Annotated in this window: 11 protein-coding genes; 8 read left to right on the forward strand and 3 right to left on the reverse strand. The window is 71.9% G+C overall.

Annotation, left to right across the window (positions count from 1 at the left end):
* Positions 1-48 precede the first annotated feature (48 nt).
* Positions 49-948: an A/G-specific adenine glycosylase gene (locus tag DEI83_RS09360; protein ID WP_375334660.1), complete on the reverse strand. Its 900-nt coding sequence runs from the start codon at positions 946-948 to the stop codon at positions 49-51.
* A 52-nt stretch (positions 949-1000) separates the two neighbouring features.
* On the opposite strand from DEI83_RS09360, the gene DEI83_RS09365 reads away from it, so the two are divergent.
* From DEI83_RS09365 to DEI83_RS09385, 5 genes are all read left to right on the forward strand, one after another.
* Positions 1001-1447 (forward strand): hypothetical protein, encoded by a 447-nt coding sequence (locus tag DEI83_RS09365; protein WP_111081682.1) that lies wholly within the window; start codon positions 1001-1003, stop codon positions 1445-1447.
* A 52-nt stretch (positions 1448-1499) separates the two neighbouring features.
* Entirely contained in the window at positions 1500-2441 is a 942-nt protein-coding gene (gene truB / locus DEI83_RS09370) for a tRNA pseudouridine(55) synthase TruB (RefSeq protein ID WP_111081683.1), read from the forward strand.
* A complete protein-coding gene (locus DEI83_RS09375; RefSeq protein ID WP_111081684.1) occupies positions 2438-2803 on the forward strand; it encodes a hypothetical protein in 366 nt (121 codons plus the stop codon). Before truB ends, DEI83_RS09375 begins: the two co-directional genes overlap by 4 nt.
* A 140-nt stretch (positions 2804-2943) precedes the next feature.
* Positions 2944-3399, forward strand: a complete 456-nt coding sequence (locus DEI83_RS09380) for a hypothetical protein (protein ID WP_258371145.1) — start codon at positions 2944-2946, stop codon at positions 3397-3399.
* 17 nt (positions 3400-3416) lie between these two features.
* Positions 3417-4379, forward strand: a complete 963-nt coding sequence (locus DEI83_RS09385; protein ID WP_111081708.1) for a bifunctional riboflavin kinase/FAD synthetase — start codon at positions 3417-3419, stop codon at positions 4377-4379.
* 176 nt (positions 4380-4555) lie between these two features.
* On the opposite strand, the gene DEI83_RS09390 is transcribed toward DEI83_RS09385, so the two are convergent.
* Both DEI83_RS09390 and DEI83_RS09395 read right to left on the reverse strand, forming a co-directional pair.
* Positions 4556-5788, reverse strand: a complete 1233-nt coding sequence (locus DEI83_RS09390) for a DUF349 domain-containing protein (RefSeq protein WP_111081685.1) — start codon at positions 5786-5788, stop codon at positions 4556-4558.
* A 113-nt stretch (positions 5789-5901) separates the two neighbouring features.
* Positions 5902-6711: a peptidylprolyl isomerase gene (locus tag DEI83_RS09395; RefSeq protein WP_111081686.1), complete on the reverse strand. Its 810-nt coding sequence runs from the start codon at positions 6709-6711 to the stop codon at positions 5902-5904.
* Positions 6712-6828: 117 nt separating this feature from the next.
* Between DEI83_RS09395 and DEI83_RS09400 the strand changes: the two genes are divergently transcribed.
* From DEI83_RS09400 to DEI83_RS09410, 3 genes are all read left to right on the forward strand, one after another.
* The gene (locus DEI83_RS09400) at positions 6829-8211 is read left to right on the forward strand and encodes a replication-associated recombination protein A (protein ID WP_375334661.1); all 1383 of its coding nucleotides are present in this window, start codon (positions 6829-6831) and stop codon (positions 8209-8211) included.
* A 279-nt stretch (positions 8212-8490) separates the two neighbouring features.
* Positions 8491-9120 carry a 30S ribosomal protein S4 gene (gene rpsD, locus DEI83_RS09405; protein WP_110825077.1) on the forward strand — a complete coding sequence of 210 codons (630 nt, stop codon included), beginning with the start codon at positions 8491-8493 and terminating at the stop codon, positions 9118-9120.
* A gap of 179 nt (positions 9121-9299) precedes the next feature.
* Complete coding sequence (locus tag DEI83_RS09410; RefSeq protein ID WP_111081688.1) at positions 9300-9497, forward strand: hypothetical protein; 198 nt, start codon at positions 9300-9302, stop codon at positions 9495-9497.
* The last annotated feature ends 63 nt before the right edge of the window (positions 9498-9560 follow it).

The following is a 9560-nucleotide window of genomic DNA, read 5'->3' on the forward strand; positions in this document are numbered from 1 at the left end:
CGCCCTCGCCTGTGGTGACGGGCACCGGCGCGTGGTCGCGCGCCGGTCTCATCCGCGCGGGAGCCGGTACCCCTCGGCGTCGTCGCCCTCGGCCAGACCGTCGCGGAGCAGGGACGCGAGCGCGCGGTCGCGCTGCTCGGCGTCCGGCCACACCAGCGCGATCTCGTCCTGCGTGACCGGCACCTCACTCGCGCGCAGCTCAGCCATGATCAACCCGCGCACCTGCCGGTCGCTACCGGCGAAGCGCGACTGTCTCGGTGCCCGCGGTCCGTCGTGATCGGGGTACCCCGCCAGGCGCCAGGCGCAGCGGTCCGCGATCGGGCACCCGTCGCACGCCGGGGCCCGGGCGACGCACACGAGCGCCCCGAGCTCCATCACCGCGGCGTTCGTGGCCGCGGCGTCGTCGCGGTCCTCGGGGAGCACGGACTCCATGAGCGGCAGGTCCTGCTTCGCCTTCGCCGGTCCGGGCTCGCCCTGCCCGAGCACGGCCCGCACGAGCACGCGGCGGACGTTGACGTCGACGACCGGGTGCCGGTCGCCGTACGCGAAGACCGCGACAGCGCGGGCGGTGTAGTCCCCGACCCCGGGCAGGGCCAGGAGGTCGTCGACGTCGCGCGGCACGACGTTGCCGTGTCGCTCGGCGATGGCGGTCGCCGCCGCGTGCAGCGCGAGGGCACGACGCGGGTAGCCGAGCCGGTCCCAGGCCCGCACCGCGTCGGCCGGGGGTGAGGCCGCGAGGTCCGCCGGGGTGGGCCAGCGCGTGAGCCACGCCTGAAGTCGGGGCACGACCCGCGCGACCTGCGTCTGCTGCAGCATGATCTCGCTGACCAGCGTGCCCCAGGCCGGGAATCCCGGGCGTCGCCACGGCAGGTCGCGCGCCTCGTGTCGGAACCAGGTGAGCAAGGGGGACGCGATGTCGGACCGCCTGTGGAGATCAGCGTCGTCCACCGACGGACTGGAGGCTCGGCCCGCGTTCACCACGACAGCCTACGGTGGTCCCATGGCACGCTGGGCACCGCAGGAGACCGACACGATGGCCGCGATCGCGAGTGAGGTGATCGCACAGGTCGGGACGAACCGAACCGTCATCGCCGTCGACGGGCAGGACGGCATCGACCTCGAGCACGTCGCGGCCGCGCTCGTGGCCGGCTTCGAGCGCCACGGCGTCCACGCGATGGCCGCAGCCGCACCCTCGACCGACGTCGACACGCTCCGCGCCGACCTCGTGACACCGTTCCGGACCACGGGGGCGGGGGACGGCGTACTCGTCGTACACGGTGCCGGGCTGCTCGCAGCGGGGACACGGTCGCTGTGGCGTTGGTCCCTCTGGGTCGAGCAGGAAGCCGGGCGGCTCGAGCGTCGCGCGGACGTCAAGATCGCCGCGTCCGCGGTGCTCGACGTCACGGATCCCGAACACCCCCGCCGCGAGTGGAACGACGCCTGCTGACGCCTGGCGGTCCTCCGACCGCGGCGTGCGGTCACGCTGCTACGCTGCTGCGGTGCTCGTGACCCCGCCCGACGGCATCCTCCTCGTCGACAAGCCGCAGGGCATCTCGAGTCACCGCGTGGTCTCGATCGCCCGGCGCCGACTCGGCCTCAAGAAGATCGGCCACGCCGGCACCCTCGACCCGATGGCGACGGGGCTGTTGATCCTGGGCGTCGGGCCGTCCACACGACTCCTGACGCACCTCGTCGGGCTCGGCAAGACCTACACGGCGACGGTCCGACTCGGCGTCGCGACCGACTCGGACGACGCCGACGGCGATCCGGTGTCGGCGCTCGGAGCACCCGCCGGAGCGGTCTCCGACCAGGCGATCGAGGCAGCGGTGGCAGCGCTCCGCGGGCCGATCGACCAGGTCCCGTCGACCGTCAGCGCCATCAAGGTCGACGGGCGTCGCGCGTACGACCTCGCACGCAAGGGCGAAGCCGTCACGCTCCGGGCACGCCGGGTGACCGTCGACCGCTTCGAGGTCCGCGGTCGGGCCGACCGGGTGGTCTCGGTCGACGGTCGGGAGGTCCCCGTGACCGACCTCGACGTCGTCGTGTCCTGCTCGTCCGGCACCTACGTCCGGGCACTGGCGCGCGACGTCGGCCTCGCCCTGGGGACCGGCGCGCACCTGACCGCCCTCCGCCGGACCGTGGTCGGTCCGTTCTCGGTTGACCACGCCGTCGACCTCGAGGACGAGTCCGTCGACGTCCGAGGCGCCCTCGCGCGACCGGTCGACGTCGCCCGACGCCTGTTCCCGGTCGTCCAACTCGACGGCGCCGAGGCGAAGGACCTCGGCGACGGCAAGCGGATCACCGTCGACCACCCGGACTCGGACGGGCCCGTCGCGGCGATCGCCACCGGTGCTGATCGTCTCGTCGGCCTCGTGGCGGTCCGGCGCGGTCAGCTCCGCGTCATCACGAACTTCCCCACGGCTGCAGGAGCGAACGCATGATCGAGTGGTTCATGTGGGTGCAGTTCACGATCGCCTGCGTCATCGGCGTCGCGGCCGTCGTCCTCGGTCTCGTCGGCCGGAAGCCGAACGACTACACGGTCGGGGGGCTCGCGCTCGTCGAACTCCTGCTCCTGGTCCAACTCGTCGTCTCCCTGGTCGCCCCTGCGGCCGGCAACCCGCCGCAGGGCAACGTCCTCGAGTTCTGGGTGTACGCCGTCTCGGTCGTCCTCGTGCCGCCGGCCACGATCGTCTGGGCCCTCGTCGACCGCAGCCGGTGGAGCACGGTCGTCCTCGGCGCGGGCGCGTTCACCGCCGCCGTCATGGTCTACCGGATGTACCAGATCTGGTTCGCCCTCAACTGACCCGCGTCACGAACGACCGCACGTCGTCCGTGCTCGGAAGCGGTGCGGTGATCGGTAGGATCGAGGCTGTGGCGACCAAGTCCTCTGCGGGTGACACCTCTTCGGCGAGCACCGCAGCCGAGCGCACCTCGGCGCCGAAGGTGTCCTCACTGGCCACGGGCGTCGGCCGGGTCCTGATCGCCGTCTACGGCATCCTCGCCCTGGCGGCGACCGGTCGGAGTGTCGTGCAGATCGCCGAGAAGTTCGCGTTCGCGCCGTTCTCGTACACGCTCAGCGCGGTCGCGGCCGTGGTGTACATCGTGGCGATGGTCGCCCTCATCGTCCCCGGGCGGTCCTGGTACCGCGTGGCGTGTGTGACGATCGTCTTCGAGATGACGGGCGTCCTCGTCGTCGGGACCCTGTCGCTGCTCGACCGACAGCTGTTCCCCGACCTGACGATCTGGTCGTACTACGGCATGGGCTACGCGTTCGCGCCGCTCGTGCTCCCGATCGCCGGCCTCTGGTGGCTCCGGAAACACCATCGCATCGCCGCCGTCGGCGGGGCGGCTCCCGAGCGTGCCGCGCTGGACGACCAGCACGTGGGGCCCGCCGAGTGACCGGGAAGGGGTCGACCATGCAGTTCTACGACGACCTGGGCGACGTGCCGGACGACTTCGGGCCGAGCGCCGTCACGATCGGGAAGTTCGACGGTGTCCACGTCGGGCACCGGGCCGTGATCGCCCATCTCGAGAACGCCGCGCGTGAACGCGGACTCGTCTCCACCGTCGTCACGTTCGACCAGCACCCGCTCAACGTGATCGATCCGCAGCGTGTCCCACCCGCGTTGACGAGCGCCGCGCAGCGCCGCGAACTGCTCGAGGACGTGGGCGTCGACGCGACCCTCCTCCTCCGGTTCGACCCCGAGCTGCAGTCGAAGTCCGCCGAGTCCTTCGTGTCCGAGATCCTCGTCGGGGCGCTGCACGCCCAGCTGGTCTTCGTCGGGAGCGACTTCCGCTTCGGAGCCCGCGGGGCCGGTGACGTCACGCTGCTCCGCGAACTCGGCGAACGCCATGGTTTCCAGGTCGAGCTCATCGACGACGTGGACCTGGTCGACGACGTCCGGCCCGAGGGGGAGCGGCGTGTCTCCTCCACCTGGATCCGAGAGCTCCTCGGCGCTGGTCGCGTCGCCGAGGCCGCACGGCTGCTCGGCCGTGAGCACGCCGTGCGGAGCGTGGTCGTGCGCGGCAACCAGCGTGGTCGCGCCATGGGGTACCCCACCGCGAACCTCGACCCCGCCTGCGAGGGGTTCGTCCCCGCTGACGGTGTCTACGCCGCGCGGGTGCTGCACGACGGCGTGACGTACCCGGCTGCCGTCTCGGTCGGCAACAACCCGACGTTCGTCGGCGTGCCGGAGAAGCAGATCGAGGCGCACCTGCTGGACGTGGACCTCGACCTGTACGACGACACCATCTCGGTGCTGTTCGTGGCGTACGTGCGCGGCATGGTCGCCTTCGGTGGCATGGACGAGCTGGCCGCGCAGATGCGACAGGACGACCTCGACATCCGCTCGCTGCTCGGGATGCCCGTCTCCGCCTGACCGGGGCCGCCACCAGGAGTGGCGTCGTGTGGTGACGCGGTACCGGTCAGGTCGATGCCGATCGCGAACCAGGCTCGTCCCGGTGCCCGGTGCCCGGTGCCCGGTGCCCGGTGCCCGATGCGCGGAGGCCCCCGCAGCCGATCGGCCGCGGGGGCATCCGCACATCCGCTGCTGCGTCAGCCGCCCAGGGCGTCGAGCCAGATCCGGCGAGCGTCCAGTGCTTCGCGGGCGTCCTTGATCCGGCGTGCGTCCCCGCTCGCCTCGGCGTCGGCGAGCTCGGCCTCGAGCTTCGCGATCGCACCCTCGAGCTGGCTGGCGAGCCCGGTCTGGCGTGCCTTGCGCTCCGGGTCGGACTGCTTCCAGTGCTGGTCCTCGAGCCCCCGGACGTGGTCCTCGACCGCGCGGATGCGGTCCTCGACGCGCCGGACGTCAGCACGCGGGACGCGGCCGATCTCGTCCCAGCGGCGCTGGACCTCGGTCAGCGCCTTGCGCGCCGCGGCGCGGTCCTGCATCTGCAGGATCGGCTCGGCCTCGGTGAGCAGCGCCAGCTTCGCCTCGAGGTTCGCGGAGTACTCCTCGTTCTCGGCGGACGCCTCGGCGTGCCGCTGTTCGAAGAGGACGTCGCCGGCGGCCTTGAAGCGGGCCCAGAGCGCGTCGTCGTGCCGCTTGCCGGCGCGCCCGGCACCCTTCCACTCGTCGAGCAGCTGGCGGTAGGCCGGGATTGCGTCCGAGCCGCGCGGCGCGAGCGCTTCGGCCTGCTGCACGAGTTCCTGCTTGCGGGCGCGGGCATCGCGGTGCTGCGCGTCGAGCTCGGAGTAGAAGGCGCGGCGGTGCTGGTCGACCGTGGACCGCGCGGTGCGGAAGCGCTTCCACAGGTCGTTCGCGTCGTTCTTCGGGATGCGCGGGCCGTCGTGCTGGTGCTGCTGCCACCGGGCGAAGACGTCGTCGAGCTGCGCGGTCACCTGCTTCCACTGCGCGCGGGCGGGGTCGACGGCCGCGAGTGCCTCGGCCTCCTCGACCAGCGCGGTGCGGTACGCGAGCGCTTCGGTCAGGGCCTGCTGCGCCTGCGCCGCCTGCTCCTTCGTGAGGGAGCCCACCTGGTCGGTGAGGGCGCCGATGCGGTCCTCGAGCGACTTGATGTCCCCGACCACCCGTGCGTCCGCCACCAGGCTCCGCAGGTGCTCGACGGTGCGGGCGACGTCGCCCGCGGACGCGCCGCCCTTGACGCGCTGCTCGGCGATCTTCACCTGGCCCTCGAGATCCGCGTACTTCCGGGCGAAGTAGGCGAGGGCTTCGTCGGCGGACGCGTCGGGGTACTCGCCGACGACCCGTTCCGAGTCCTCGTACCGGACGTACACCGTCCCGTTCTCGTCGACCCGGCCCCAGGTCGTTGCTTCGTCAGATGCCACAGGTCTCGCCTCGATCGTGGTCGTGCATCACCGACGTCGCCGTCGGCACGGTCAGGTCGTCAGCCTATTGCACGGGTGGCCCGTGCGACGGGCGTGTGCGCTTTCGCTGTGGACTACTTCTCCTGCGCGATGGTCGCGCCGGTGATCTCGGTCGCCACCTTCGGCGTCCCGGTGCCGTCGGAACCGGCGTCGTCGATGCCCTTCGAGGTGATCTCGGAGACCAGGTCGGACAGTCCGCTCGTGACCCGACCCACCACCGTGTACCCGCCGGTCGACGGGTCGAGCGTGGTGTCGTCGGTGACGACGAAGAACTGCGTGGTCTGGGACGAGGGCGACGAACCGCGTGCGATCGCGATCGTGCCCTTCGCGTACCGGCCGTCACTCGGCACGTTCTCGAGCGGGCCGTACTCGAACCCGGCGTCGCCCGTGCCGTCGCCGTTGGCGGAACCGCACTGCAGGAAGTGGAAGTCGTCGCTGTCGGCGAGGCGGTGGCAGGACGTGCCCTCGTAGAAGTGCTTGCGGATGAGGTCGATCTCGACGCTCGCCGCCTGCGGGGCCTCGGCCCCGTCGAGCTCGATGCCGAGTTCGACGTCGTCGTTGAGGGTGAGCGTGCCGGTCCAGGTGGCACCCGCCGCGATGTCCTCGCTCGGCACGTCGCCGGTGTTCGCGGCGGTCGCGCTGGCGGACGGCGTGGGAGCGGCGGAGGAGCTGGCGCTGGCCGGGGCGGAGGCGCGGTCGTCGCCGTCGGTCGACGCGTGCACGAGTTGGGAACCGGTCGCGAGGGCGGTGACGAGGACGAGGGCAGCTGCCCCGATGACGTTGTCCCGGACCCGACGTCGACGCTGACGCTCGTGGAGGCCCTGCCTGGCCTGGTAGAGACGGAGTCGCTCGCGGGCTTCACGGCTCTGGTTCTTCGGTGCCACGGTGCTCTTCTGACCTCTCGTCGCGGTGTCGCCTGCGAGCGTAGCGGGTCACCCCTCGACCTCCGACCGGTGCCGTCCGGTGGCGACCACGTCGGTGCGGACGCCTACCATCGAGGCATGGCACCAGACCGCTCGCGGATGAACGCGCCGACGACCGGCGGGCGGACCGGGCTCGCGCAGGGATCGGTGCCCCTGGCCGTCCGGATGCGTCCGACCAGCCTCGACGAGGTCGCCGGGCAGCAGCACCTGCTCGGTCGCGGGTCGCCGCTGGTCCAGCTGGCGACGGGCACGCGCGAGAGCCCGGGTGGCGTGTCGGTGATCCTCTGGGGCCCGCCCGGCACCGGCAAGACGACCCTGGCCCAGGCGATCGCACGACAGTCCGGCCGTGAGTTCGTCGAACTGTCCGCGGTCACCGCCGGCGTCAAGGACGTGCGCGAGGTGATGGAGAAGGCCCTCGCCCACCGCGACCTCTACGGGTCGACGACGGTCCTGTTCCTCGACGAGATCCACCGCTTCAGCAAGGCCCAGCAGGACGCCCTGTTGCCCGGTGTCGAGAACGGCTGGGTCATCCTCATCGCCGCGACGACCGAGAACCCGTCGTTCTCGGTCATCTCCCCGCTGCTGTCCCGCTCGCTCCTCCTGACGCTCAAGCCGCTCACCGACGCCGATCTCGGCATGCTCGTCGACCGCGCGGTGGAGGACGCCCGCGGTCTCGGGGGCGGGGTCGTCCTCGGCGACGAGGCCCGCGCCGCGATCGTCCGGCTCGCCTCGGGGGACGCCCGACGGGCCCTCACCGCCCTCGAGGCGGCCGCCGCGTCGGCCGTCTCCGCGCAGGACGACGACGAGCGCGAGGACGGGACCGTCCCGGTCGTCGACGCCGAGACCGTCGCCGCCGCGGTCGACCGTGCGCTGCTCCGGTACGACCGGGCAGGGGACGAGCACTACGACGTCATCAGCGCGTTCATCAAGTCCGTCCGGGGGAGTGACGTCGACGCGGCGCTGCACTACCTGGCGCGGATGATCGAGGCAGGGGAGGACCCGCGCTTCATCGCCCGCCGGATCATCATCTCGGCGTCCGAGGACATCGGCATGGCGGACCCGCAGGCACTGCCGATCGCGGTGGCCGCCGCCCAGGCCGTGCAGTTGATCGGGATGCCCGAGGGGCGGATCCCGCTCGCCGAGGCCGTGGTGTACCTGGCGACGGCACCGAAGTCGAACGCGGCGTACAACGGCGTGAACCGGGCGATCGCCGACGTCAAGGCGGGGCGGATGGGCGTCGTCCCGAACCACCTGCGCGACGCGCACTACGCGGGCGCGAAGCGGTTGGGGCACGGCAAGGGGTACGTCTACTCCCACGACGCCGAGCACGGGGTCGCGACCCAGCAGTACCTGCCGGACGCGATCGACGGCACCGAGTACTACACGCCGACCGGGAACGGGTTCGAGCGGGAGATCGGGCCGCGTCTCGACCGACTGCGCGGCATCATCCGCGGCGACTGAGCGGGCGACGCACCGGGCCAGGAGGCTCCACAACCGCCTCCGTTGCTGCTATCGTTGATGCGCCTACGTCCTGGTCCTCGCGTGCGGCTGCGTCGAGGACACAGTGCTGGACACGTCAGATCGCTCAGCGGTCCGTCGGTCCGGCACGGGGGCAGAGGTTCGGACTGTAGCCGTCCGATCCCACAGGCTCATCCCTCTGGATCCCGTCACGGGGTCCGTCGGTGCGTGCGCGCTCCGAGACCCGTGACATCTTCAGTTCAGTACAGAGAAAAGGACCCTGTGTCTACCAAGTCACGCACCCGCAGCAAGACCCGTCTGTCCCGCGCGCTCGGCATCCCGCTGACGCCGAAGGCGGCCCGCTACCTCGAGAAGCGCCCCTACGGGCCCGGTGAGCACGGCCGTACGCGCCGTCGTGCGGACAGCGACTACGCCGTCCGCCTCCGTGAGAAGCAGCGTCTGCGCGCCCAGTACGGCATCCGCGAGAAGCAGCTCCGCATCGTCTTCGAAGAGGCCCGCAAGTCGGCCGGTCTGACCGGTGAGAACCTCGTCGAGCTCCTCGAGACCCGCCTGGACGCCCTCGTGCTCCGTGCCGGCTTCGCCCGCACGACCGCGCAGGCTCGCCAGCTGATCGTGCACCGTCACATCCTCGTCGACGGCAAGCTCGTCGACCGCCCCTCCTTCCGCGTCAAGGAGGGCCAGCTGATCCACGTCAAGCAGCGCTCCGAGTCGCTCGAGCCGTTCCAGGTCGCCGCTGCCGGTGGTCACCAGGAAGTCCTCCCGAAGGTCCCGGGCTACCTGGACGTCGAGATCGACAAGCTCCAGGCCCGCCTGGTCCGTCGCCCGAAGCGCGCCGAGGTCCCCGTGACCTGTGAAGTGCAGCTCGTCGTCGAGTACTACGCAGCCCGCTGATCCCAGCGCCTGTGTGAACGGCGGGTCGTCCTCCTCGGAGGGCGGCCCGCCGTTCTGCTTCCCGGGAGCAGGCGGGAGCAGGCGGCAGCGGAGACCGGACGGTCCCGAGGCCGGGGCCGTCGGGGCGCCGCGCTACGCTTGTCGGACGCGCGCTCCGGCGTGCGCGAGAGGGAGGCATCGTGAAGCAGCTGTTCTTCGTCGTCGTCGGCGTGGTCATCGGGTTCGTCGCCGCGCAGCGCGTCAGCCGGACGCCGTCCGCCGCGCACCTCCTCGCTCAGGTCGACGCCCGGGCGAAGGCCTTCACGGGCGCGGTGGCCGAGGGGTACCGCTCGCGTGAAGCCGAGCTGCGCCCGACCGGCCACACCGCCGACGACTGACACCGTCCGGCGTCGCCAGACGCCGTGCCGGCCTCCGACCCGCCGCACCGCCCCCACCTGACT

Source organism: Curtobacterium sp. MCBD17_021 (assembly GCF_003234525.1).
GTDB lineage: Bacteria > Actinomycetota > Actinomycetes > Actinomycetales > Microbacteriaceae > Curtobacterium.